Source organism: Novosphingobium malaysiense (genome assembly GCF_000802225.1).
Classification (GTDB): Bacteria; Pseudomonadota; Alphaproteobacteria; order Sphingomonadales; family Sphingomonadaceae; genus Novosphingobium; species Novosphingobium malaysiense.
The window spans coordinates 321,381-345,555 of record NZ_JTDI01000003.1; the positions used below are offsets into that span (position 1 = coordinate 321,381).

A 24,175-nucleotide genomic window follows, 5' to 3' on the forward strand; every position below is an offset into this window, starting at 1 on the left:
TGAAAACCGGTTTGCGTCAGTATTACCTGAGATGCGTTCGAGCAGATCGCCCCATTGGCCGGGAGCTGATTGGTGCGAATTGGGCCCGAAACGTGGGTCCCCTTGGAACGTACCTGTGCCGAAACGCACAAGGCGGATTTCCGCCTGGGGATATCGGCCGGAACTAATGCCATTGGCGGCAACTTGAAAGTGATACACAATAGATCATAAGTCGGGGCGCCCGACATAATTGCAATTGGGAGAAAGCGCATGTCCTCCGCACAGGTACAAGGCTGCCCTGTCCGTCATGGGCGCGATGATCGCAAGAGTGCGCGTCTCGCAGATGCCAATCTTCAGCCGGCGAAAAATGCGCGGGTGGTGGGTTCGTTTGCGGCTGCACGTGAAATTCTGCGTTCACCCAAAGTCCGCCAGGCCGGGGCGAGTGCCGATCAGATAGACCTCAGCCGCCCGGAGGAGATATCGTTCTTCTTCCTCGACGGGGACAAGCACCGCAAGCGTCGTGCCGCCGTCGCCGGCCTATTCGCGCCCAAGACCATCGTGACGCGCCATCGGGCCGTCATGGACCGTACGATGGACGCTATCGTCGCGGACTTGCAGGGCCGCGGTTCGGCGCCGCTCGATGAACTGAGCTGGCAGATGGCGGTGGACGTAGCAGCCGAAATCGTCGGTCTCACCGAAAGCGACAGCAATGTGAATCTGGCAAACCGGGTTAAGGCGGTTCTCGACTCCTCGGTGTCGCGCAAGCCGGGTTTTCTCAACACGCTGCTGTTCAATGCCAAGATGATCCCGCGCGTGGGCAAGTTCTGGAAGCACGATCTCGCCCCGGCTATTGAGGCCCGCAAGCGCCAACCCAAGGACGATGTGATCTCCTACATGGTGAAGGAGAATTACTCGAAGAAGGGCATGATCATGGAGTGCCTCAGCTATGGCGGGGCCGGCATGATGACAACGCGCGAGTTCATCGTGATGGCCGCCTGGCACCTGTTCGAGAAGCCCGAGTTGCGTGAACGTTTCCTGACGGGCGGAGAGGACGACCAGTTCGCTATCCTGGAGGAAATCCTGCGCCTCGAGCCGGTCGCCTCGCTCTTGCATCGCAAGGCCGCGGAGCCGGTGGAGGGCACGCAGGGGGCATCGGTGCAGGAAGGCGAAACGGTCTGCGTCTCGATCCGCGAAGCCAACACCGACGAGGCGATCACGGGCCCGTGCCCCTACGAACTCGATCCCGATCGAGCCAAGCGCATGAAGGTCGTCGGACCCTACCTGAGCTTTGGCGACGGGCCGCATCGCTGCCCCGGCGCGCAGGTGGCCTTGCATGAAACCCGGGTGTTCCTCGACCGGCTGTTTCGTCTGCCGGGGATTCGCCTCGTTTCCGAACCGGAAATCCAGTGGAACCCGCAGATTCAAGGGTATGAACTGCGCGGCGCCGTCGTGGCCTGCGATCCGGCCTGACTCGGAGTTTAACATGGTCGCAATCCGGTTCATCGCTGTCGACGGCAGCGCACAGACGATCGACGCAACCGTCGGCATCTCGTTGATGGAAAATGCCGTCGCCAATGGCGTGGAAGCCATCGAGGCGATCTGTGGCGGGAATGCCTATTGCGGCACGTGCCGCGTGCATGTGGAGCCGGAGTGGCGAAAGATCACCGGACCGATCACCGAGATCGAGGAACCCATGATAGAGGCCAGCGGCGACACCGATCCCGGCGTGCGGCTATCCTGCCAGATCGAGGTGACCGAGGCGTTGGAAGGCCTCGTCGTGCACACGCCAGAGAGCCAGAGCTGATCGGACTTCAGGCGGCGGAATGAGCCGGTTCGACGGGAATGATCTGCTGGGCCAGTCGCTCGACTTCGGCCCTGTCGTGGCTGACGTAGAGAATGGGCAGCGACAGCTCGTCGCGGATGCGCTCGATCAGGCGCAGGATCTCTTCGCGCCGGTCGGCATCGACCGAGGCGAGCGGCTCGTCCATAAGCAGGAAGCGAGGAGCCGACAGCAGGGCGCGGCCAATGGCGACCCGCTGCGCCTCGCCCCCCGAGAGCGTGGCGGGCATTCTGTCGAGGAGGTGGCCGATCCCCAGCAGGTTCAGCGCTACGTCGATCCCTAGCCAGCGCTCATCGGGGCTGACGCGCTTCCATCCGAACAGCAGGTTGTCGCGTACACATCGATGCGGGAACAGGCGCAGGTCCTGAAAGACATAGCCGCAGCGCCGCTTCTCGGGCCGCAGATTGATCCGTTGTGCGCGGTCGAACAAGGTGGCGCCGGACACTGCGATGCGTCCTTCGATGGGACGGACGAGACCGGCTACGGCGTCCAGCAGGCTTGTTTTCCCGGCACCGGAAGGACCGAACAGGGCGGTCAGTCCCGGACCGGCCGCGAATTCATATGTCATCCGGACATGGCCGCGCTGGAGAGTGACGGCGATGTCAAAGGACATGGCGGCCCTTTCCATGGCCGCTGCGGCGCGCCAGCCATTCCGAAAGCACCAGCGCCCCGACCGACAGCAGCACCGAAAGTGCCGCCAGCCGCGCGACCTGCAACTCCGATCCGGGAAGCTGCAGGGCGCTGTAGATCGCCAGCGGTAGCGTCTGCGTTTCGCCGGGAATGTTCGATGCGAAGGTTATCGTCGCCCCGAACTCACCGACCGAGCGGGCGAGGCCAAGGACGAGCGCCGCGAGAATGCCGGGCAGGGCCAGGGGGAGGGTGATTGTCAGGAATGTGCGCCAGGGGCCGGCGCCCAGCGTGCGGGCCGCGCTTTCAAGACGCCGGTCCACGGCCTCCAGCGACAGCCGCATTGCCCGCACCATCAAGGGAAGCGCCATCACGGCGGCAGCCAGGGCCGCTCCGGTCCAGCGGAAGAGGAAGGTCAGCCCTATGGTTTCGGCGAAGAAGCGCCCCATCGGTGCATTGGTGCCGAACGTGAGCAGGAGCAGCCAGCCGGTCACCACGGGGGGAAGTACCAGCGGCAAATGGACCACGGCATCGAGCACGACCTTGCCGGGAAAACGCCACCGCGCCAGCATCCAGGCGAGCCCGAAAGCAAGTGGCAAGGCGGCGGCAATGGCCACGGCGCTCACCTTGAGCGACAGGAGCAAAACCTCCCATTCTGCCGGCGATAGCCCACTCACTGTGAACCTACTGTGTGCCGAAGCCGAAGCGCCGAAAGATCGCCTTGCCTTCGCTGGAAATCAAAAATTGCCGAAAATGCTCGGCATCGGGATTGCGCGACGAGTCCAGCAGCGCGACGGGATAGCTGATCGGATCGTGACTGGTCTGAGGAAAAACGCCAGCGACCTTCACTGCAGGATCGGCTTGGGCGTCGGTTCCGTAGACAACCCCGAGCGGAGCGGCCCCGCGGCTCACCAGCGCCAATGCGGCCCGGACATTTTCCGCCGGGGCAAGCTTGCCGCGTACGGAGTCCCAAAGCCCGAGGTTGGTCAACGATTGCTTTGCATAGATGCCGGCGGGAACACCGCCGGGATCGGCGATGGCAAGGCGGCCGGACCCCAGTTCCTCCGCAAGGGGCATTCCGGGACGAACCGCCAGAATCGTCTTGCTGTCGGTCGGGGCGATCAGCACCAGCGTGTTACGCAGGAACGAGCTGCGGGTACCGGACCTCAGTAGATTTTTGCTCTCCAGTTCGTCCATCCATGCTTCGTCGGCTGAGACGAACAGATCTGCCGGGGCTCCGGCTTCGACCTGGCGGGCAAGCGCTGACGAGCCGGCAAAGGATATGCGCGGACGGCGGTGGCCTTTGGCTTCCCAGGCGTCGGCCGCGGCGTTCATCGATTCCTGAAGGCTGGCCGCTGCGAGAACTATCGGGGCGTCCTCGGACCGGGTGGCAAAGGAACTGGATGCCGCCACGATGGCCATTACCGTCGCAACCAATGCTAGCAGAGCCTTACGCATATGGGGAAAGTCTCCAGGCAAGTTCTATATCCCAGTGTATATGGATATAGCCGTGCTGCCTAGCATCAACGCTGATGTTCCGGCAAAATAGCTTCAAATAGTGACGGGGCGGCGCCTTTCAGACCTTCTGAGACTCTCTCGGTTCGGCAAGGAGCATGCGGGTCAATCTGTCGTATTCATCCGCTCTCGATGCCTTCTGGAGGGATGCCTGCAGGCTGCGATACAGTTGCAGCACGTCTTCGCCCATTTCGGTAAGTCTAGCCCCGCTGCCTGGTGCGCGACCGGGGGCGGTGTGGACAAGCGGCGTCTCCCAGCACCGATTCATGGCGTCGACAAGAAGCCAGGCCCGGCGATAGCTCATGTCCATCGCCCTGCCTGCGGCCGAAATGGAACCGTGTTCGCCGATCGCCTCGAGAAGGTCTGCCTTTCCCGGACCCATGGCGATCTCGTCTCCGCAGTATATCTGCACCTTGATCTTGAGAATACGTCTGCGCGCCATCCCGACGACATTAGGGACCTGGCCCCCTCCCAACAAGGTGTCTCGGCCGGATACCGACCGGCGATTCGCGCGGCCATTCAGGGACGAAAATGATGCACCGGATCGGGGATAACCCTCCGGCGGCGCCAAATCCGTGTGGCGAACTGAGAATTGCTGCCCTGCAGCGCGTATTTTGCATGCAGCAGGGCGGAAATCCGTTTCGCAACAGACTCTCGACAAAGAGATACCCGCCTTGTGCGTTGCAATAGGGTGGACATCGCCACTCGCGGGCGCGCCCTGCATTTGTAACTTTATGTCGATGTCGGCAAATTAAAGGTCGTCATACGGCGGGGGATTTTTCGCAGCGCAACATGTGGATGTATTTGTGGTCTAATGTGAAACATTATGTTACGTTAACAAAAGTCGTTAGCCAGGGACATGACGCCAAGAAAGGGTGCAGTCTCGCGGGGTAGCTGCGCTTGTCGGGGGAATCCTCGCGACTAGCCCGGAGCCTCTGAAACGGGATTGAGGAAGTTCGATGATGGTCGCCGAAAGCGAGATAACCGTGATGGATCAGGTGCCTGAAGGACGGCGCGACGGTGAGCGTGCCAAGAACTCGAGCATTTTCTACAATGCCAGGGATGCAAACGATCTTGACCTAGAGCACGATGCTCGTGGTTTGATTGTTGCTGTCCTGCTCTGCATGGCATGCTGGGCCGCGCTTGGATTCTTCCTTCTTTCCTGACTGATTCCAGGCGGATGGCTCATGCATCACTCCGGAGCGTCATCCATGTCCTTCGGATCCCATCCTCCTGCCGTGGCTACGTAGAGGCGGGCCACGTTCTGGTACTGGCGGATACGCGTTTCCAGTAGTGACAGTCGCGCCCTCTGATAGGAACGGCTGGCATCCAGCACCTGAAGGATGCCGCTGTTGCCGACTTGGAAGCTGCGGCGCGAGAGATGCAGCGAACGATCGGCAATGCCGGCGGCTTCGTGCCGGGCAGCCAGTTCACGAGTGTCGCTTTCGAGGGCAGACAGGAGGCTGGAGACTTGTCCGAAGGCCTCGGTCACGACTTGACGATACTCGGCTGCGGCCGCCCGCGCTTCGGCTTCGGCACCCCGCTTGTTGGCCTTCAGCGTGCCGCCGTGGAAGATGGGCGCGGTCAGCCCGGCAAAGACATCGAACGCATTGAACTTGGTGTCGGCAATCCGATCCGGTTCGGAAGTCGACTGGGTGATGGACGCGCCCAGCGTTATGTCCGGATAGAGTTCCGCGGTAGCGACGCCGACGCCAGCCACGGCCGCGTGTAGCCGTGCTTCTGCTTCCAGAATGTCCGGGCGCTTGTGAACCAGGGCGGACGGCAGCGCCACGGGCACGCTGGCGGGAAGGATGAAGTCGTCCAGCCCGAAGTCGGTGGGGCCGAGTTGTCCGGGCGAAATGCCCAATAGGACCGCCAGCATGGCGCGCCCTTCCGCCAACTGCTGTTCCAGCGACGGTAGGCTGGCACCGTCTCCGGCAAGTTGACCCTGTGCGCTGAGCACTTCGACGAGAGTACCGGCCCCGGCATTCCTGCGCGCCTGCGTGAGGGAGACGTTGCGTTCGTCTTCGGAAAGCAGCTTGCGTTCCGTGGCAATGCGATCGTTTAGCGCGGCAATTGCCAGGACTTGCGAAACCACGCGACCGGCAATGACCAGGTGGGCTGCTGACGTGGCCCGTTCCTGCGCTTCTGCCTGCGCGGCGGCCTGTTCGAGCGCGCGGCGGTTCTTGCCGAACAGGTCCAGATCGTAGGAGACGCCTCCACCCACCGTGTAGAGGTCGAATTCCGGGTTTGAGATGCTCTGGCCGCTGAAACCGTCAAAGCCGAATGCCGCCAGATTCACGCGCTGGTATTCGCCGCGGGCCTGGGCATCTACCTGAGGCAGCCTCCGGCCTGCCACGGCGGCGATGCGTTCGCGAGCCTTGACCAGGGTGGCTCTGCTGGCGGCAAGGCTGTGATTGCCGGCGAGGGCGCGCGATACGAACGTGTCGAGCTGGGGCGATCCGAAGGCCTTCCACCATTGACCTTCGGGACCCTCGTTGAGGACCACGCGTTCCCCCCCGTCATCGGCATACCCGGCTTCTGCGGATGGTTCGGGGGGCGGTGTGAAATCGGGACCCACCGTCGTGCAGCCTCCGGCAAGAAGGCACGAGCCAAGCAATGGTATGAGGGCGGTGGCGAAGGTGCGCTTCATGTCATTCCCCAATTGGAAGCGAGGCATCCCCTGTCTTGACCTTATCGACGCGCAGCAAAAGCACCAGCGGTATCAGGAAAAGCGTGAGGATGAAGACGAAATGATAGATCGAGACGTTTCCGACCATGCTGGCTTGACGCATGACCTCGCCATTGAGGCGGGCCAGGGCTTCTGTCGAGTTGAAGTCAAGGTCGGGGCGGGCGTAGAGCACGGCCGGATTGTCGGGGCGAAGTCCCTGGATCAGACTGTTGCGCGATGCGGCTATGTCCTGAACCAGTTGCACGTTGAGCAGCGAGATGCCAATGGCATTGCCGATATTGCGGGTGAGAGCATACATCGAAGCCCCTTCGTTGCGCAGGGCGGGCGTCAACGTCGAGAATACAACGACGGAGAGGGGCACGAAGATCAGGCCGCTGCCAAGCCCCTGGACAAAGCCGGTGATCAGGAGCGTTCGCTCGTTCACATAGAGATCCATGTGCGAATACATGAGCATGCTGGCACCCATGATCGCAAGGCCTGCGATGATGACTGCCCGCACGTCCAATATTGACACCAGCCGGGTAACCACCACCATTGACACGAGCGTGCCGAACGCGCGCGGTAGACCGACGAGACCGGTATGCAGCGCCGAATATCCGAGCAGGGCCTGTGTCATAACCACCACCATCGGGATTGTGGCGAAGGCGACGATCCCGATCATCATGCTGAAGAACGATCCCACCGCGAAATTGCGGTCTCGAAAGAGGCTGGGCCGGATGAAGGTGTCCTTCGCGGTCATCATGTGCACCACAGTGAGGTAACCGGATATCCCCAGGATCAGCGCGTAAATGCGGATCTCGGGAGATTCCCACCAATCCAGGTGTTCGCCCCGGTCGAGGATCAGTTGCAGCGATGTCAAGGCGATGGAAACGGTCACGAATCCGAAGAGGTCGAAGCGGGGCACGTCCCGATTGTGTCGTCGCACCAGGAAGGCCGCCATTCCGGCAAACGAGAGAAAGCCGAAGGGAACGTTGATGAAGAACACCCATCGCCAGCTCAGGGTATCCGTCAGATAGCCACCCAGTGTCGGGCCGATAATCGGCCCTGCCATCGATCCGAGTGCGAAGATTGCCATGGCCTTGGCGTGTTCCTCAGGCGGATTGATGTCCAGCAGGATCGCCTGGCTGAGCGGAACCAGCGCTGCCCCGCAGGCGCCTTGCATGAAGCGCGCCAGCACAATCATGGTCAGGCTGGTGGAAAGCCCGCACAACGCGGAAGCGATCGTGAAGCCGCCGACGGAAAACAGCATGACATTCTTTCTGCCCACCCGGCCGGCTAGCCAGCCGCTCAGCGGCGTCGCGATGGCCCCGGCGACAAGGTAGGACGTCAGCACCCACAGCACCTGCTCCTGCGATGCGGAGAGGCTCGATTGCATGTGTGGCAACGCCACGTTGGCGATGGTTATGTCCACCGCCACCATGGTTGAGGCGATCATGGAGGGCACCGTGATCAGCATCCGGCGTGCCCTGCTCGGATACTGGATGGGAAGTTCGGCTGTCATTACATCGGCCGCTTGGAGCCTTCGCTACTTTTTCGAAGCCGGCGTGCTGGCAGGAGTGTCAGGCCCGAAAAGATGGCGCTTGTGTCCGGTATCGACTTCTACCGTTGCGCTCAGCCCGGCGCTGAGCGGCACGTCTTTTGGCGCATTGTCGATCGCGATCTGGACGGGCAGGCGTTGCACCACCTTGACCCAGTTGCCGGTGGCGTTCTCGGCCGGAAGCACGGAGAAGCTCGAACCGGTGCCCGGGCTGAAACTTTCCACATGACCCTTCAGCTTCTGGTCGGGGAACGCGTCCACCTCGATTTCGGCAGGCTGGCCGACGCGCATGTACCGCAACTGGTTTTCCTTGAAATTGGCCTGGACCCAGTAATGCAACCCGGTGAGCATGAATACCGGTCGCCCCGGGGTGACATAATTGCCTGGTTGGAGCTGGTTTACGCGAGTTACCACGCCGTCCTGGGGGGCCCGGACTATGGTGTCGGCAAGGTCGATGCGGGCCTGCTCGAGTCTGGAAGCCGCCTTGCGCACGGAAGGCTGCGTATCGACATCGCCCTTTACGCTTCCGGCGAGGTTGGCTCGGAGGCTTTCGGCCTTGGCCTGTGCTGCGGCAATGCTGTCGCGGGCAGTGCGCGCCTCGGTCACGGCTTCATCGTATTGCGCCTGCGACGATATCCCTTCTGCCACCAGTGACTTCTGGCGCGCGGCTTCACTCGTTGCCAGGTCATAGCGTGCCTTGGCTGCGCTTACCTGCGACAGTGCCTCGCGGTAGTCGGCCTGAAGCGAACTGGCGTCGGTTCGGGCATTGGCCAATTCTGCCTGGGCTTCCGCGACCGCCGCTTCGTAACTGTCCGCCTTGATGCGAAACAGGACGTCGCCCTTGCTGACGCGCTGGTTCTCGTCGACTTCAACGGAAACCACGGTCCCCGATACGCTGGGGCTGATCGCCACCATTCCCGTCTGCAGGGAGGCGTTGTCAGTCGATTCGTAGCGCCCGCCGGTCAGATAGAACCAACCGGCGCCGATGAGCACCAGCGCCGGGCCTGCCACCATTAAAATCGTCCGCAGGGCGCGCTTGCGCGGCGGCGTCACGGTCTCGTTTTCGCTATCGGCCGAAATCGTGGTCTCAGCGTTCATGAAACTTCCTGTTCTGACTGCTATGTGCCGATACTAAGCATGGCTACTATCGGCAATAGGAAGATCGAAAATGACATTGGATAGGGTTCTTCCCCTGGACGGCGTGCACAATTTCAGGGACTGCGGCGGCTATGCCGTGAGCGGGGGTGGACGGTTGCGGCGCGGCGTTTTGTGGCGATCAGGTCAGCACCACGGAGCAACGGATTCGGACCTGGTAAAGATCGCAGCTCTCGGGCTCGCCAGTGTGTTCGATCTGCGCTCATCGAAGGAGCGCGATTCGCATCCATGTCGCCGTCCGCAAGGCTTTGAAGTGAAAGTATTTTGTGGCGAAGATCCAGTGCGCAGGCACGCGCCCCACATTGCTGCCGCCCAAACACCGCGCGAGCGAACGGCGCAAACGACGCACGAAAGTCTCGTGCGAAATTACAGGGCGATCTGCTTCCGCCCCGAGCTTCAGGCAATGATCGGCCGCTACCTGGCCCACCTGAGCGAAGGACACGGGCCGAGCCTGGTCAACTGCATGGCGGGCAAGGACAGGACCGGAATCGCAGTCGCGATGCTTCATCTGGCGGTCGGCGTGCACCGCGACGATGTGATGGAGGACTACCTGCTGACGAACACGGCGGGGGATTCCGAAGCGCGAATTGCGGCCGGCGCGGAAACCATCCGTGCGGTGGCTGGGCAACTCGACGATGCCGTTCTGCGCGTGCTCATGGGTGTGCAGCCGGAATATCTCGAAACGGCCCTGGAGGCGGTCGAGGAGCACCACGGTTCCGTAGATACCTATCTTGAAGAGGCGCTTGGACTGGATGCGGTCACGCGTGACAGGCTGCGCGCCGAACTGCTCGAAGGCTAGCCGAGGAATTCCTTCACATCGCCCATGAAGCGGTCGAGCTGGTCGTGGTGGAGCCAATGTCCCGCGTTCTCGTATTCGATCAGTTGCGCCGTCGGGAAATGGTCCAGGCGGCCATCCGCCGCCGGGCTCGAGGCGAAGCTGTCTTTGCCCCACAGCATCAGGATCGGGCAGGTAATGGCTTCCCACAGGCTGACGATGGCGTCTGTGGGCTGATCGGTGGTGGACCAGACATTCAGGTAGTTATCGAACTTCCAGCTCCAGGTTCCGTCCTCGTTACGGCTGGCGCCATGAATAGTGAGGTGGCGGGCCTGCTCGTCGGTCAGGAAGGTGTTTTCCTCCTTCATCCGCTGATAGGCATCGCGCCGTGTTGCGTAGCGTCGCGGCGTGCGGCCGGAGGCCTTGCGCTTGTCCTCGATCCACTGGCGCAGGCGCTCCCCGACGCCCTTTTGCTCCATCTCGCGGCGGAGTTGGGGCGGCGGACCCAGCCCTTCGATATTCACGAGCTTTTCCACCTTTTCAGGATAGAGCCCGGTGTAGCGGGTGGCGATGTTACCGCCCAGCGAATGGGCGATGATCGTCACCTTGTCATAACCCAACGTGTGCACGAGCTGCGCGAAATCGTACACGAAGGCATCCATGCCGTAGTGCCCCTCGGGCGACCACTCACTGTCACCGTGGCCGCGCAGGTCGGGGCAGATCACATGCCAGTCGTGGCGCAGCCGTTCGGCCACCCAGTCCCAACTGCGGCAGTGATCGCGACCGCCGTGCTGGAGAATCAGCGGCGGTGCACCGTAATTGCCCCAATCGACGTAATTGAGGCGTAATCGCTGCGAAATGAAGCGGTTGGAGGTGGGGCCTAGCTGCGTTTCCATGGCGGGGAAATTGGTACGGACCGCGCGCAAGGTCAATCGAAGCCCTGATTTGCGGGGGAGAACAAATTCGATTGGCACCCTGCGCTTGGCAAAACCGGGCCAATGTCCCTATTTCGCCCACCAAGAGATTCACGCCGGAGGCAAGATACATGGCGACCACGCACAAGACCCGCATGCTCATTATCGGTTCCGGCCCTGCCGGCCTGTCCGCCGCGATCTATGGCGCGCGTGCCGGACTCGAACCGATCGTGGTGCAGGGCCTGCAGCCGGGCGGCCAGCTTACGATAACCACCGACGTCGAAAACTATCCCGGTTTCCGCGAGGTCATCCAGGGCCCCTGGCTGATGCAGGAAATGCAGGCGCAGGCCGAGCATGTCGGCACGCGCATGATGTGGGACACGATCACCTCGGTCGATCTTACTGGCGATACCTTCAAGGCCATCGGTGACGGCGGCGACATCTACGAAGGCGATACGCTAGTCATCTCCACGGGGGCGCAGGCCAAGTGGCTCGGCGTGCCCGGCGAGCAGGAGCTCTCGGGCAAGGGCGTTTCCGCCTGCGCCACCTGCGACGGATTCTTCTATCGCGGCAAGAAGGTCGTGGTTATCGGCGGGGGCAACACCGCGGTGGAAGAGGCGCTGTACCTCACCAATCACTCCGACGACGTCACGCTGATCCACCGCCGCGACTCGCTGCGCTGTGAGAAGATCCTGGAAGACCGGCTCATGGCCAATCCCAAGATCTCGGTGCTGTGGAACAAGCGGGTCGAGCGTTTCGAAGCCGGCGAGAACGGTGAACTGCGCGCTCTCGCGCTGATCGATACCCAGAACGGCGAGGAAAGCGAGATCGAGACCGATGGTGCTTTCGTCGCTATCGGCCACGCTCCAGCGACCGAACTGTTCAAGGACAAGCTCGCCATGGACGATTCGGGCTACCTGCTGGTCAAGGCGGGTACGCCGAAGACCGACGTGCCGGGTGTCTTCGCGGCCGGAGACGTCTGCGATCACACCTATCGTCAGGCCGTCACCGCTGCGGGCATGGGCTGCATGGCCGCGCTCGATGCCGAGCGCTATCTTGCCGAGAAGGAATTCAGCGGGGTTACCGCCACCGTTCAGGGCTGACGGGGCTCAGCCCCGCAGAACTTCCAGCACCTGCTCGACGAGCCAGTCCTGCGCGGCTGGCTCGACGTAGCTGTGCGTGGCTTCCGCAAGAGTGCGGATGCGCGGATCGGCCTTGTCCCAGTTCGAGAGGAAGGCGAGGCCGGTGCGGTCGCGGCCTGCGATCAGGAAGCGGACCTCGCCGGCAAACAGCGCCAACCCTGCCGCCAATTCGGCAGCAAGGCCTTCGGGCGCCTTGGGGGCGGGGCGTACGGCGGAGAGCAGGCTGCGGATCAGGCTGCCGATCGGGACTTTCCCGGTCAGCAGCCGCTTGATCGCGGCCGGATCGGTCAAGCGGCGCCGATAGTGATCGCGCACGACTTCGGCCGGAGCTTCTTCCGCGTCGACCTCGATGGTCCAGGGGTTCGAAAGGATCAGCGCATCGCATCCGGCGTCATCGGCCAGCATCAGGGCACTGGCGGCATCGCAATTGCCGAATCCGACCACGCGGGTGAGGTGGGGGCACTGCTCCCTGAAAGCGGCGAGGGCGGCGGCCAGATCGGGGGCGCTGGAGCGGAAGCCACCGTTGCTCCCCTCGCTGTCGCCCACGCCGCGGCGGTCGAAGCGCAGCACCGGGAAACCCGCGCGTGCGATGCGGTCGGCGAAGAGGGCCTGTCCATTCCATGCGCCGGCCCGGACTTCATTGCCGCCGGTTACGAGCAGCACACCGGTGGTGCCTGCTGCCTCGTTCAGCGTTGCGACGAGCTGGGCACCCTCGCAGGGAAAGGTGAAGTGGCGCCGAGTCATCCCGCTATTTCCACCGTCAGGATGGTAGCCAGGGCATCGGTTTGTGCAGCATCCTCGTCGGGTTCGGCACGCAGCCACAAGCCGCTGCCGCCGACCTTGCCTTGCTCGATGAGGATTGCGCCGCTTTCGGGAACCAGGGGCTCGAAGTGGCTGTAGAAATCTCGGCCAAGTTCATAGCCGGCGAGGTTTATTCCCGAAGCCTGGGCCTGCTCGGCGAGCACTTCGCGGGTTTCCTCGCGTCCGGCTTCGCGCGAGGACAGAACGCGCGCGCGTAGCATCTGGCGCAGTATCGAGGCCGCCTTGACCGGCGCATAGTGCAAGGCCGGAAGCTCTGCCGGAGTGAAGAGGCAACCGCCCCTTACGCCCAGCACATGCGTCGCGCCGAAATGGCGGCCGGCTGCGATTGTGGCCGCAAGCCAGCCGGGAATGGTCTGTGCCTGCAGCGGCTGCAGGCTTTCGTTGCAGCCAGGCAGATCGGGCAGAAAGCTGTCGATCCCGGCTGCATCGAGCCGGCGCATCACCTCCACTGTAAAGCGGCGCAGGCGATTGCCTTCGTCGAACAGGGCAGGGAGGATCAGCAGGCGGTGGCGGCGCTGGCGGTCGAAGGCGAGGGCGTATTCCCGGCTGGTGCCGCCATCGGGCAGCGGGCAGGGCCAGCTCGTCGGCCTCATCGCAAGGGCCGCCGCATGCTCATGCCTCCGCGCGCTTGGCCTCTGCAAAGGCGAGCAGGCCGCCATAGGTTTCGAGCATCTCGCCGTCGATCTCGTCGTCTTCGATAACGATGTCGAGGCGGTCTTCCAGTTCGGTCAGCAGACCGGCCACGGCCATCGAGTCCAGCTCGGGCAGGTGGCCGAACAGGCCGGTGTCGGCATTGAAACCGTCAGCCTGACCCGGCTTGAGCCCCAGCACATCGGTAAGTACGCGGCGCAGCAACTGGTCGGTATCGTTGGACATGGCCCCTCGGTCTACTCGCATGATTAACGGCGGGCCTCTAGCCGCGCTTGGCCTTGGCGGCAAGGCGTCGCAGGCCGATCTTGCCAAGCTCGGGCCAGTTGCGCAGCGCCATCGGGCGGAACATGTCGAGCCGGTATCGGGGGCGGACGTCCTCCATCCAGTCGCGTTTGTAGGGATCGTCGCCTGTGCCGAAGTCGACGAGATCGACCTTGTCGGTATCGATCACGTGGCGGAACAACGCGGCCGTGAGCACCGATCCGGGAGACAGCGGCTTGGCGGCCTCGCGGTGGGCGAGCTTGTGAATGAAGGCGGTGCCGCCTTCCACAGTCCACATTTGCGCCGCGATCGCTTCGCCGCCACCGGCGGGCCGGGCAATGGCCAGCCGCAGGCGTCCCGCGTCGCCCTCCTGCTGCGCAAAGGCGCGCAGGAAATCCGGGGATCCTTCCTCGGGCTTCCAGCTTTCGGCGTAGATATCCTCGTAGGCAGCCCATGCATCCGCATCGAAATGCGTGAGGATCTGTGTATCGACCTTGTTGGACTTGCGCTTGAGCGTGGTGCGCAGCTTGCCCGGTCTGCCTGCAATATAGGCGTCATAGTCGCAGCCATTTACCGGTAGGATGTGGTTCGTATCGCGGACTTCCCGCTCCACGAGCCATCCGGCCGATTTGAAGGCTGTCTCGAGCAGGCTGGCGCTACCATCCTCATCGGGAAGACCCGAGACTGTGATACGGTGTGCCCGACCAACGAGTTCTCGAGCAAGGTCTGCAAGCGGGCCCTGATCGTCCGTCACGATGGGGCGGAAACGAAACGTGTACCAGTTGGCCAGCGCAGTGAGATGACCGTCCGATCCCGCCAGAGCGAGCACGGCGGCCTTGTCCTCATCGCGGGCAACCGCCAGCATCGGGGACAGGCCGCAATGCTGTTCCAGCAGCTGCCACCAGGCGAGCCGGTCGAACGGGGCGTGCTGGCAGGCATCGGAGAGCAGCTGGTTAAGCTGGCCATCCGATTGCACTTCCTTAAGATCGGAGTGATATTCGATCTTTACCACGTTACCTTGAAATCCTCCACGGAGCCATTTTCTCACCATGCGCGGCAGCCCCGAAAATCCAGTCCTGCCGCTCGACCATCTCGCCCTGCGCGGGGAGGACGAAGCCGACGCCTTGGTGCTGCGCGAGGGTGTGCTTAACCATCGAGAATTAAGATCGCGTGTCTCTCGTCTCGCGGCGTGGCTGGCGCGTGAAGTGCCAGAGAAGGGCGAGCGCGTTGCAAGCTGGGCGGCAAAGGGCGAACTAACCTGTCTCATGCCGCTCGCAGCGGCGCGGGCCGGGCTGGTCCATGTGCCGATAAATCCGCTGCTAAAACACGCGCAAGTGGCACATATTCTGGCGGATAGCGGCGCGGGGATGCTGATCGCTACATCGGCCAGGCTCAAGACGCTTCAGGATGGCGACGTTCCGGCGCAATGCAGGATCGTCGAAGAAACCCAGGCCTTGGCCGATGCACAGGCACTCGGCGAAGACCTTTCGCCTTCGACGGCCGATCCGGACGATCTTGCCGCGATCCTCTACACCAGTGGCTCCACCGGGCGGCCGAAAGGTGTGATGCTCAGCCACGCCAACATGTGGCTCGGCGCAGAGAGCGTTGCGGACTACCTCGATCTTGCTGGCGATGACCGGACGCTGGCGGTTCTTCCGCTTTCGTTCGACTACGGCCAGAATCAATTGCTTTCCTCATGGTACGCCGGGGGGTGCGTGGTTCCGCTGGATTACCTGATGCCGCGTGACGTCATGAAGGCGGTGGAGCGTCATGCGATTACGACGCTTGCTGCCGTGCCACCGTTGTGGGTTCAGGTTTGCGAACTCGATTGGCCGGCAGAGACGGCAGCGCGTTTGCGCCGACTGACCAATAGCGGCGGCGCACTCACTGTCGATCTCGTGCGGCGCATGCGCATCCTGTTCCCACAGGCCCGGCTTTTCGCGATGTATGGGCTGACCGAGGCTTTCCGCTCGACCTATCTCGATCCCGCTCTCATCGATACCCATCCCACCTCCATGGGGACGGCCATACCTCATGCGGAGGTTTTGGTAATCAATGACTTGGGTGAAATTGCTGATGTTGGGGAGGAAGGCGAACTGGTGCATTGCGGGCCCCTTGTCGCGCAGGGGTACTGGCACGATCCCGAACGCACCGCCGAGCGTTATAAGCCGGCCCCAAAGGCTTCGAAATATGGCGGCACCGCCGTATGGTCCGGCGACCGTGTGAAACGCGATGCCGAGGGATTGCTCTATTTCGTCGGTCGGCGCGATGCGATGATCAAGAGCGCAGGAAACCGCATCAGTCCGCAGGAGATCGAGGACGCGGCGCTTGCGACTGGCCTGGTGGCCGAAGCGGTTGCTCTGGGTGTGGCGGACGAGCGGCTTGGACAGGCGGTTCACCTTGTCGTCCGTGCAGCTTCGGAATGTTCAGACGTGAAAGAAGATTTGCCGCGTAAACTCATGCAGGAACTACCGAATTTTATGCAGCCAAAAGTCATTCACTGGCGGGAATCGATGCCTGTCGGTCCTAACGGAAAGATCGACCGGGCCAGGCTCCAGGCGGAGATCGCGGCATGAAGCCGCTCGGTCCGATCCCAGCCGGCTACGCGGCCGTCGACGGTGTTCTGGCGATTGGCGGTCAGCCCGTCACCCATTGGGCCGAGCAAGCCGGTAAGACCCCGTTTTTCGTCTATAGTGCCAATCATGTCCGCCAGCGTGTCGCTGAGCTGAGGGCCGCCATGCCCAAGCGGTTGTCGCTGCATTATGCAGTAAAGGCCAATCCCTTTCCGCCGTTGCTCTCGCTGATGACGGAGCTCGTCGAAGGGTTCGATATCGCTTCGGGCGGTGAACTCGAGATCGTGCGCGGCGCCGGCGTGCCGCTCGATGCCGTCAGCTTCGCCGGACCGGGCAAACGGGACGTCGAGCTGGAAGCGGCCATAAGCGCGGGAATTACGCTCAACCTGGAATCCGAAGGGGAAGCGGCGCGAGCAATCGCCATTGCCGAAAAGCTGGGCGCCACGCCCCGACTTGCCGTTCGCGTCAATCCCGATTTCGATCTCAAGGGCTCGGGCATGAAGATGGGGGGCGGCGCGAAGCCGTTCGGCGTCGATGTGGAAAGAGTACCTGCATTGGTTCGCACGATTCGCCAAAGCGGCGCGGAATGGCGTGGCTTTCATATTTTTGCCGGCAGTCAGGCACTCGATGCCGAAGCGATTGCCGATACCCAGGCACAGTCACTGGCTCTTGCGGCGAGACTGGCGCAGGAAAGCGATGCGCCGCTGCCGCAATGCAATCTCGGCGGCGGCTTGGGCATACCCTATTTCCCGGGCGATACCCCGGTGGACCTCAAGCTGGTGGGCGACAAGCTGGCCGCGCGTTTCGCAGACCTGCCCGATGTGCTCGCCGATACGGCGTTCTGCATCGAACTGGGGCGCTATCTGGTCGGTGAAGCGGGCGTCTATTTGGCCCGCGTTGTCGACCGCAAGGAAAGCCACGGCGAGGTTTTCCTCATTACCGACGGCGGGTTGCATCACCAGCTGGCCGCGTCGGGCAACTTCGGGACAGTGGTTCGCCGCAATTATCCCTCGGCGATCGCCACGCGGTTCGATACGCCGGTGGAAGAGGAGGCCTCGATCGTCGGCTGCCTGTGCACGCCGCTCGACAAACTGGCGGACAAGGGAGGGTTTCCGCGGGCCGATGTCGGTGACCTGGTCGCTGTCTTCTGCGCGGGAGCCTATGGGGCTAGCGCGAGCCCGGCCTCGTTCCTCGGGCAGGGGCCGGCAGCAGAGATGCTCGTCTGAAAAAGCCGTAAGGATTTAGGCGTTTGCGCGTCCCGAATTGGGACCAGACTGCAAATCGGCAGTCAAGGCTAACGCAATGTTCACCCTTTTTTCGGATTACGGACGCTGGATTTTGCCAGTCGTCCCTTCGTGCCTGCGGGAAAGGAGGCGGTTGGCGCAAACAAGGATGTGTCCATGCCGCGTTACCGCATTGCCCGACATATGGCCGCCACCGCGCTCGCCAGCGTCGCCCTGACGGGGTGCATGGGATCGGCCTCGGGCCCTGAACTGCCGCCGGCTTCTTTCGTGGCGATGCAGGAAGGCCCGGGCGAGGAATACGTCATCGGACCGCTCGACACGCTGACGATTTTCGTCTGGCGCAACCCGGAGCTGGGAGCGAAAGTCCAGGTCCGCCCCGACGGACGGATCACCACCCCGTTGATCACTGACATGCCAGCCGTGGGCAAGACGCCCTCGATGTTGGCCGAAGACCTTCGCCTTCAGCTCTCGCAGTACATCGAGGATCCGTTGGTCTCGGTGATCGTCAACGACTTCTCCGGCACCTTCAGCCAGCAGATTCGCGTTGTCGGCGCCACGGAAAAGCCTGCCTCGATCCCGTATCGCGCGAACATGACGGTGCTCGATGCGATGATCGCCGTCGGCGGGCTGTCCGAATACGCGGCCGGCAACAAGGCGCGCCTGATCCGCTTCGACAAGACCAGCGGCAAGCAGAAGGAATACAAGCTGCGGTTGGGCGATCTTCTCAAGAAGGGCGATAGCAAGGCCAACGTCATGCTGCAGCCCGGCGACGTGATCATCATCCCCGAAAGCATGTTCTGAGGGGCGGGCGTACACGATGAACAACCTCTACGAAGAGTTGCTTTCGGCAGTCCACAGCGTCTGGACCCGGCGCTGGATCGCGTTGGGGCTTGCCTGGGCCATTTGCCTGCTCGGCTGGCTGGTGGTGGCACTGATCCCCAACAGCTACGAATCGCAGGCGCGCATTTTCATCCAGCTCGACGATGCGCTGGCCGAACAGGTCGGCATCGGCGTGGCCGACAAGAAGCGCGACATCGAACGCATCCGTCAGACCCTGACTAGCGCGGTGAATCTCGAGAAGGTGGTTCGCGCCACGCGGCTTGGCGACACCATCGAATCGCCCAAGCAGATGGAATCGGCAGTCCTCACGTTGGCCAACAATGTGAAAGTCGTCAGCCAGCAGGACAACCTGTTCGAGATCACGGCGACTGCGAACTATTCCTCCTTTTCGGATGCCGAGAATGCCAAGCTGGCGCAGGACGTGGCGCAAAAGCTGATCGACATCTTTCGCGAGGAAAATCTGTCCGGCGACCGCGGCGAAATGGTCGAAACGCTGGAATTCGTGAACCAGCAGCTCAAGCAGCGCGAGAAGCAGCTTGAAGTGGCGGAGCAGAAGCGAACGGCATTCGAGGCCGCGCACCCCGAACTCGCGCAGGGCGGTACGGCGGTGATCCAGCGGCTGGAAACGTCGCGTGCGGCACTGCGTGATGTCGAGGCGGACCTTGCCGCCGCGCAAAGCGCGCTTGCCGCCATCGACGGACAGATCGCGGGCACCCCTCGGACCATCGCCGGGCCCAGCGGCAGCGGTGCTCAGGCTTCGCTTGCGAAGGCCCAGGCCGATCTCGCTTCGATGAAGGCCCGGGGACTCACCGACAGCCATCCCGACGTCATTGCCGCCCGCAACCAGATCGCAGCCCTCAAGGGACCCGCGGCGCAGGAGGCCGCCAACGGCGGCGGTACGGTCAATCCGGCCTACAGTTCACTTCAGTCCATTCGTGCCGAGCGGGCAGCCAATGTGCAGGCGCTTCAGTCTCGCCGGGCGGCTCTCCAGTCGGACGTGTCGTCGCTCATGGCTTCGGCGATCCAGGACCCGGAACTGTCCGCGCAGGCACAGCGGATCAACCGTGACTACGACGTACTGCGCAAGCAGTATGACAAGCTCCTGCAGGACCGTGAGGAACTCAAGCTGCGCGGCGAGGTCAAGACCGAGCGCGAGGCGGTGAAGTTCGAAGTCGTCGACCCGCCGACGACGCCGCGCTCGCCCGTCGCGCCGAACCGGCCGCTCCTGCTCTTCGGTGTGCTTGTCGTCGGCATTTGCGGTGGATGCGCGGGCGCCTTTGCCCTTAGCCGCGTACGTTCGGTGTTCTCCACGACCGCAGGCCTGGAGCGGGCGACGGGTCTCCCGGTGCTCGGCGCCATTTCACAGAACCTCACCGATACCGCGCGTGCGCTGCGCCGTAAGCGGCTGAAGTATTTCTACGGCGCCAGTGCAGCGCTGGGCGGCCTGTTCGTCGTGCTGCTGACCGTCGAATTCGTCCAGCGCGGCATGGTGGCGTGAGGGAAGCGGACATGACTGACCAGAGCAAGATCCCGATGCCCGAGAATTTCGAATCGGACGATCGCGGCGAATCGCTTCTCGAACGTGCCGCAGGCCGATTCGATTTCAGGAGCGCGATCAAGAAGCCGCTGGCGGTGCCGCCAGATGCGCGAGCCAAGGCGCCGCCGGCTCGCGATGTGCCTGCACCTGCACCGCAGCCGGTGCCGAATGGTCCTTTCGGCACCGTTCCCGAGGCTGCAGTGGCTCGCGAAGAGCAGGTATCGGCGAAAGTCGAGGCGGCGGCTGCACCGGCATCCGCGCCGACACCCGTGGCCTTCCGTGGCAGCCGCCATCCTGTCGATCGCGAGCACTTGCGCGAACAAGGGCTGATCGTGCCGGAAGGGGCCGTCACCGGGCTGCTCGAAGAATTTCGCATCGTGAAGCGCCAGATCCTCGTCCAGGCAGCTGACCTGCGCCGCCAGAAGGCCGGGGCGATGGCACAGCGGGTGCTCATCAGTTCCCCGCACCCCGGCGAAGGCAAGACCTATTGCGCTCTCAACCTCGCCCTTTCGATCGCTGCGGAAAAAGAAAGCGAAGTCCTGCTCGTCGATGCCGATTTCGCCAAGCCGTCAATTCTCTCGGCGCTGGGCATGCCCGGCGGGCCCGGCCTGATGGATGCCTTGATGGACGAGAGCATCGACGTCGCCGACTGCGTGCTGGGAACCGACATTCCCGGGCTCTGGGTGCTTCCGGCAGGCGATACCAGCAACCATGACAGCGAGTATCTCGCCAGTTCGCGCACGGCGCGGGTGCTGGAACGGCTCACTGAAGGCGCCCCGCATCGCATCGTGATTTTCGACTCGCCCCCCGCCCTCGCGGCATCGCCTGCAGCCGAACTGGCAAAATACGTGGGGCAGACGATCGTGATCGTCCGGGCCGACAATACAGGGCAGGGATCGCTCGAAGACGCGATTTCTCTGCTCAATGCTTGTCCGAACGTCCAACTGCTTCTCAATGGTGCGCAGTTCAGCCCCACCGGCCGCCGCTTTGGCAGCTACTATGGTTACAGGGGGTGAACGGTATGCGAATGCCATGGCATCGCTGGGCCTCGGGCAGGCTTGCCGCAGCCTCCACGCTGGCGCTTATCGCGCTCGCCGTCGCGGGCGTGCCTGCGAGCGTTCACGCTCAATCCCTCGGATATGAAGGCTTCGGCGGAGGCGAAGAGGGCAAGTCAGAAGCGGCTCCACACAAGTCGTCCAAGGCGGCCAGGGGCGGGGCCAAGGGCAGCAAGCGACTGGCGATTCAGCCCTACATCGAGGTCGATCAAATCGTCGATGCCCAGCTTTCGCCGGGTGACGACGTCCTGACGTACACGCAGGCAGCGGTGGGCATCGATGCCGGTATTGCCGGACGCAAAAATGCCGCCTCAGTCTCGGTCCGTTACGAACGCCAGTTCGGGTGGGGCAAAAGGGCCGCCGACGGCGACGCGATTAGCGGCATTGCCCGTGGCTACACCACCATCGTTCCCGGTGTCACGCTGGAGGCGGGCGGCCTAGCAACGCAGGCTTCGGTGGAAGACGGCGCATCCGCATTCAGTAACGGAGAGGTTTCGGACAGGAGCAAGACCAAGATCTATTCGGTCTATGGCGGACCATCCGTCGCCACGCGTGCGGGCGACGTGAGTGTCACGGCGAACTATCGTGCAGGGTACACCAAGGTCGATCGCTCGAACGCCTACGTCGCGGCCCCCGGAGTGGCGGCCGTCGATGTGTTCGACAAGAGCGTGACGCAGGTTGCGGACGTGGAGGCCGGTGTCGCGCCCGGCGCCACGCTCCCGGTGGGCGTCGGTGTTGCCGGCAGCTTCTACCAGGAGGACATATCCAACCTGGACCAGCGCGTGCGCGACATGCAGGCAAGAGCGATGATCACCGTTCCGGTCAGCCGCACGGTGCAGGCCGTCGGCGCGATCGGTTACGAGGATGTCGAGGTTTCCAGCCGCGATGCAGTGCGCGATGCGGATGGCAATCCGGTGATCGGTTCGGACGGTCGATACAAGACCGACAAGAGCGCGCCGCGGACTCTGGCCTATGACGTTAGCGGGCTGACCTGGGATGTTGCCGTGATGTGGCGTCCCAGCCGTAGGACCTCGCTTTCTGCCCATGTCGGTCGCCGCTATGGCGCGACGAGTTTCGGCGGCACGCTGTCTTACGCGCCCGATGACCGCAAGCAACTGAGCATCGCCGTCTACAACAACATCGCTGGCTATGGCGGCCAGATCAATCGCCTGCTTGACGAACTGCCTGACGATTTCGAAGCGGTGCGTGACCCGGTGACGGGCGACCTGACCGGGTGTGTCGCGACGCTTGAGGGAAACAACTGCCTGTCCGGTGCCCTCGGGTCGCTGCGGTCATCGACTTTCCGCGCCAGGGGCGTGGCAGCCAGTTACTCGATGAAGCTGGCGCGGCTGAATGCGGGCGTCGGCCTTGGCTACGATCGTCGCAAGTTCATTGCCGCGGAAGGCACCGTGCTGGCGTCCGCCAATGGCGTGGTCGATGAGAATTATTGGCTGGCGGCTTACGTGAGCGGTCCGCTTGGCCGCAACGCCGGTTGGGCAACGAACGTCTATGCAAACTGGCTTTCGTCAAACGACCCGCTGTTCGGGGACGTTGCCGGATACGGTGCCTCCGCCAGCTATTATCGCCTTCTGACCCGACGTTTGCGCGCCAACGTGGCCGTCGCGATCGACGGCGCAAGCCGTGACACCCCTGACATCAACGACATCTGGACCGCGTCGGCCCTCGCCGGTCTTCGTTATAACTTCTGAGTCCTTGGGAGGACATACAATGTTCGACGATTTCTACGGGCTCCAGGCAAGGCCCTTTCAGCTTACGCCGGACCCGGCATTCTATTTCGAGAGCGCAACGCATCGAAAGGCGCTGTCCTACCTTGGCTATGGCCTTGCGCAGGGTGAGGGCTTCGTGGTGATCACCGGCGAGGTGGGATCGGGCAAATCGACGCTGGTTGCCTATCTCATGGCCACTATCGACCCGTCGCGCATGTCGGCCGCCACCGTTGTGACCAGTGCGCTCGACGGCGAGGAGATCGTTCACGTTGTCGCCCAGGCCTTCGGCTTGCAGGTCGCGGGGCACGACAAGGCTTCCGCACTCGGGGCCATCGAGGCCTACTTGCACGAGGAAGCGCGGGCCGGTCGCCGCTGCCTGTTGATTGTCGACGAGGCCCAGAACCTTTCGATCGGTGCGCTTGAAGAATTGCGCATGCTCTCAAATTTTCAACTCGGTTCGCATCCGCTTCTGCAGACCCTGCTGCTCGGCCAACCGGAATTTCGCGATGTGCTGATGGAAAGCCGACAGCTCGAGCAGCTTCGCCAGCGCGTGATCGCCGCGCACCATCTGGGGGCGATGCAGCCCAAGGAAGTGCAGAGCTACATCGAACATCGCATGAGCTGTGTGGGTTGGAGCGGCAACCCCAGCTTCGACCAGCGCGTTTTCGCCGAAATCTACGAGGCAACGGGCGGCATTCCGCGCCGGATCAACCAGATTGTAAATCGGCTGCTGTTGCTTGGCGCCGTCGATGAACGGACCCGTATCGACGGGGCGATGGTTCATCAGGTCCTGGACGAAATGAACGACGATGGCTCGCTGGCACTCGTAACCAGGAAGCCGGAGGCTGCGCAAGGCGTGAATGAGGCGCCGTCTGATGGCGATGGCAGCGCGTCTGGCACGAGCGTCTCAGTCGATGCTCCGACGGCTGCTTTTGCAGAGCAGCCGCAAGCGCAGGTTGCACAGCCTGCCAATCCCGATGCGCTCGATTCGGCTGCCGCCACTGCATTGATCGAATCTGCGCTTTCGGATCGCGACAGCAGGATCGCGGAATTGCAGGATGCGGTTATCGAACTCGCCGCCGCCGTCGATGCAAGAGATGCCGCTGCGCAAAACGGTGAAGCGGAACAGATTGCAGACCTGCAGGCCCAACTATCGGAGGTAAGCGATCATGCCGCCAAACTCGAAGCCCGTCTGGGTGAACAGGAGCGTACGCTACGGCACACGCTGACCATGCTGATTGAATGGATCGAAAGCGGAGAGGGCCAGCGCGCCGCCGCGTGATCCGTTT

Annotated in this window: 24 protein-coding genes; 12 read left to right on the forward strand and 12 right to left on the reverse strand. The window is 62.9% G+C overall.

Translation table 11 applies throughout. From position 1 onward, the window contains the following. Positions 1 to 249: 249 nt before the first annotated feature. Together LK12_RS09485 and LK12_RS09490 are read left to right on the forward strand one after the other, a co-directional pair. Positions 250 to 1,449, forward strand: a complete 1,200-nt coding sequence (locus LK12_RS09485; RefSeq protein ID WP_039282659.1) for a cytochrome P450 — start codon at positions 250 to 252, stop codon at positions 1,447 to 1,449. Between the two features lie 13 nt (positions 1,450 to 1,462). Further along, entirely contained in the window at positions 1,463 to 1,783 is a 321-nt protein-coding gene (locus tag LK12_RS09490; protein ID WP_039282662.1) for a 2Fe-2S iron-sulfur cluster-binding protein, read from the forward strand. 7 nt (positions 1,784 to 1,790) lie between these two features. Here the strand turns inward: LK12_RS09490 and LK12_RS09495 are convergent, their stop codons facing one another. From LK12_RS09495 to LK12_RS09510, 4 genes are all read right to left on the reverse strand, one after another. Continuing rightward, on the reverse strand, positions 1,791 to 2,432 hold the full coding sequence (locus LK12_RS09495; RefSeq protein WP_039282666.1) for an ATP-binding cassette domain-containing protein: 642 nt from the start codon (positions 2,430 to 2,432) through the stop codon (positions 1,791 to 1,793). After that, the gene (gene modB / locus LK12_RS09500; protein ID WP_039282670.1) at positions 2,422 to 3,123 is read right to left on the reverse strand and encodes a molybdate ABC transporter permease subunit; all 702 of its coding nucleotides are present in this window, start codon (positions 3,121 to 3,123) and stop codon (positions 2,422 to 2,424) included. Before modB ends, LK12_RS09495 begins: the two co-directional genes overlap by 11 nt. A gap of 7 nt (positions 3,124 to 3,130) precedes the next feature. Further along, entirely contained in the window at positions 3,131 to 3,868 is a 738-nt protein-coding gene (gene modA, locus LK12_RS09505; protein ID WP_231568349.1) for a molybdate ABC transporter substrate-binding protein, read from the reverse strand. Between the two features lie 154 nt (positions 3,869 to 4,022). Continuing rightward, positions 4,023 to 4,403, reverse strand: a complete 381-nt coding sequence (locus LK12_RS09510) for a winged helix-turn-helix domain-containing protein (RefSeq protein ID WP_039282675.1) — start codon at positions 4,401 to 4,403, stop codon at positions 4,023 to 4,025. A gap of 517 nt (positions 4,404 to 4,920) precedes the next feature. Here LK12_RS09510 and LK12_RS09515 point away from each other — a divergent pair. After that, on the forward strand, positions 4,921 to 5,127 hold the full coding sequence (locus tag LK12_RS09515) for a hypothetical protein (RefSeq protein ID WP_039282678.1): 207 nt from the start codon (positions 4,921 to 4,923) through the stop codon (positions 5,125 to 5,127). 26 nt (positions 5,128 to 5,153) lie between these two features. On the opposite strand, the gene LK12_RS09520 is transcribed toward LK12_RS09515, so the two are convergent. Genes LK12_RS09520 through LK12_RS09530 form a run of 3 tightly spaced genes read right to left on the reverse strand, consistent with a single transcriptional unit; the run spans position 5,154 to position 9,288 of the window. Next, positions 5,154 to 6,614 (reverse strand): efflux transporter outer membrane subunit, encoded by a 1,461-nt coding sequence (locus LK12_RS09520; RefSeq protein WP_039282681.1) that lies wholly within the window; start codon positions 6,612 to 6,614, stop codon positions 5,154 to 5,156. Between the two features lies 1 nt (position 6,615). Then, the gene (locus LK12_RS09525) at positions 6,616 to 8,154 is read right to left on the reverse strand and encodes an MDR family MFS transporter (protein WP_039282685.1); all 1,539 of its coding nucleotides are present in this window, start codon (positions 8,152 to 8,154) and stop codon (positions 6,616 to 6,618) included. Positions 8,155 to 8,178: 24 nt separating this feature from the next. Beyond that, positions 8,179 to 9,288 carry an HlyD family secretion protein gene (locus LK12_RS09530; RefSeq protein ID WP_039282687.1) on the reverse strand — a complete coding sequence of 370 codons (1,110 nt, stop codon included), beginning with the start codon at positions 9,286 to 9,288 and terminating at the stop codon, positions 8,179 to 8,181. A 70-nt stretch (positions 9,289 to 9,358) separates the two neighbouring features. Here LK12_RS09530 and LK12_RS09535 point away from each other — a divergent pair, with 70 nt between their 5' ends. Then, complete coding sequence (locus tag LK12_RS09535) at positions 9,359 to 10,144, forward strand: tyrosine-protein phosphatase (protein ID WP_039282689.1); 786 nt, start codon at positions 9,359 to 9,361, stop codon at positions 10,142 to 10,144. Here LK12_RS09535 and LK12_RS09540 read toward each other — a convergent pair. Further along, a complete protein-coding gene (locus tag LK12_RS09540) occupies positions 10,141 to 11,016 on the reverse strand; it encodes an alpha/beta fold hydrolase (protein ID WP_039285062.1) in 876 nt (291 codons plus the stop codon). The two genes, LK12_RS09535 and LK12_RS09540, sit on opposite strands and share 4 nt — an antisense overlap. A gap of 149 nt (positions 11,017 to 11,165) precedes the next feature. Here LK12_RS09540 and trxB point away from each other — a divergent pair, with 149 nt between their 5' ends. Continuing rightward, on the forward strand, positions 11,166 to 12,137 hold the full coding sequence (gene trxB / locus LK12_RS09545) for a thioredoxin-disulfide reductase (protein WP_039282691.1): 972 nt from the start codon (positions 11,166 to 11,168) through the stop codon (positions 12,135 to 12,137). A 6-nt stretch (positions 12,138 to 12,143) separates the two neighbouring features. On the opposite strand, the gene LK12_RS09550 is transcribed toward trxB, so the two are convergent. The 4 genes from LK12_RS09550 to LK12_RS09565 are packed head-to-tail and all read right to left on the reverse strand — an operon-like array spanning position 12,144 to position 14,922. Next, positions 12,144 to 12,920, reverse strand: coding sequence for a hydrolase 1, exosortase A system-associated (locus LK12_RS09550; protein WP_039282694.1), 777 nt, complete (start codon positions 12,918 to 12,920; stop codon positions 12,144 to 12,146). After that, a complete protein-coding gene (locus LK12_RS09555) occupies positions 12,917 to 13,591 on the reverse strand; it encodes an alpha/beta hydrolase family protein (protein WP_039282697.1) in 675 nt (224 codons plus the stop codon). Before LK12_RS09555 ends, LK12_RS09550 begins: the two co-directional genes overlap by 4 nt. Positions 13,592 to 13,610: 19 nt before the next feature. Further along, positions 13,611 to 13,874, reverse strand: a complete 264-nt coding sequence (locus tag LK12_RS09560; RefSeq protein ID WP_039282701.1) for an acyl carrier protein — start codon at positions 13,872 to 13,874, stop codon at positions 13,611 to 13,613. A 37-nt stretch (positions 13,875 to 13,911) separates the two neighbouring features. After that, the gene (locus LK12_RS09565) at positions 13,912 to 14,922 is read right to left on the reverse strand and encodes a GNAT family N-acetyltransferase (RefSeq protein ID WP_039282703.1); all 1,011 of its coding nucleotides are present in this window, start codon (positions 14,920 to 14,922) and stop codon (positions 13,912 to 13,914) included. Positions 14,923 to 14,959: 37 nt separating this feature from the next. On the opposite strand from LK12_RS09565, the gene LK12_RS09570 reads away from it, so the two are divergent. The 7 genes from LK12_RS09570 to LK12_RS09600 all read left to right on the forward strand — a co-directional run bounded on the left by LK12_RS09570 (position 14,960) and on the right by LK12_RS09600 (position 24,168). Next, a complete protein-coding gene (locus LK12_RS09570; RefSeq protein ID WP_039282706.1) occupies positions 14,960 to 16,486 on the forward strand; it encodes an acyl-CoA ligase (AMP-forming), exosortase A system-associated in 1,527 nt (508 codons plus the stop codon). After that, positions 16,483 to 17,709: a pyridoxal-dependent decarboxylase, exosortase A system-associated gene (locus LK12_RS09575; protein ID WP_039282710.1), complete on the forward strand. Its 1,227-nt coding sequence runs from the start codon at positions 16,483 to 16,485 to the stop codon at positions 17,707 to 17,709. The genes LK12_RS09570 and LK12_RS09575 overlap by 4 nt, the downstream gene beginning before the upstream one ends. Positions 17,710 to 17,883: 174 nt before the next feature. Then, a complete protein-coding gene (locus LK12_RS09580) occupies positions 17,884 to 18,528 on the forward strand; it encodes an XrtA/PEP-CTERM system exopolysaccharide export protein (protein WP_039282713.1) in 645 nt (214 codons plus the stop codon). Positions 18,529 to 18,544: 16 nt separating this feature from the next. Further along, the gene (locus tag LK12_RS09585; protein ID WP_039282717.1) at positions 18,545 to 20,065 is read left to right on the forward strand and encodes an XrtA system polysaccharide chain length determinant; all 1,521 of its coding nucleotides are present in this window, start codon (positions 18,545 to 18,547) and stop codon (positions 20,063 to 20,065) included. Between the two features lie 11 nt (positions 20,066 to 20,076). Further along, positions 20,077 to 21,120: a P-loop NTPase family protein gene (locus tag LK12_RS09590; protein ID WP_039282721.1), complete on the forward strand. Its 1,044-nt coding sequence runs from the start codon at positions 20,077 to 20,079 to the stop codon at positions 21,118 to 21,120. A gap of 5 nt (positions 21,121 to 21,125) precedes the next feature. Continuing rightward, positions 21,126 to 22,868, forward strand: a complete 1,743-nt coding sequence (locus tag LK12_RS09595; RefSeq protein WP_231568308.1) for a preprotein translocase subunit YajC — start codon at positions 21,126 to 21,128, stop codon at positions 22,866 to 22,868. A 19-nt stretch (positions 22,869 to 22,887) separates the two neighbouring features. Further along, positions 22,888 to 24,168, forward strand: coding sequence for an XrtA/PEP-CTERM system-associated ATPase (locus LK12_RS09600; protein ID WP_039282727.1), 1,281 nt, complete (start codon positions 22,888 to 22,890; stop codon positions 24,166 to 24,168). Positions 24,169 to 24,175 lie beyond the last annotated feature (7 nt).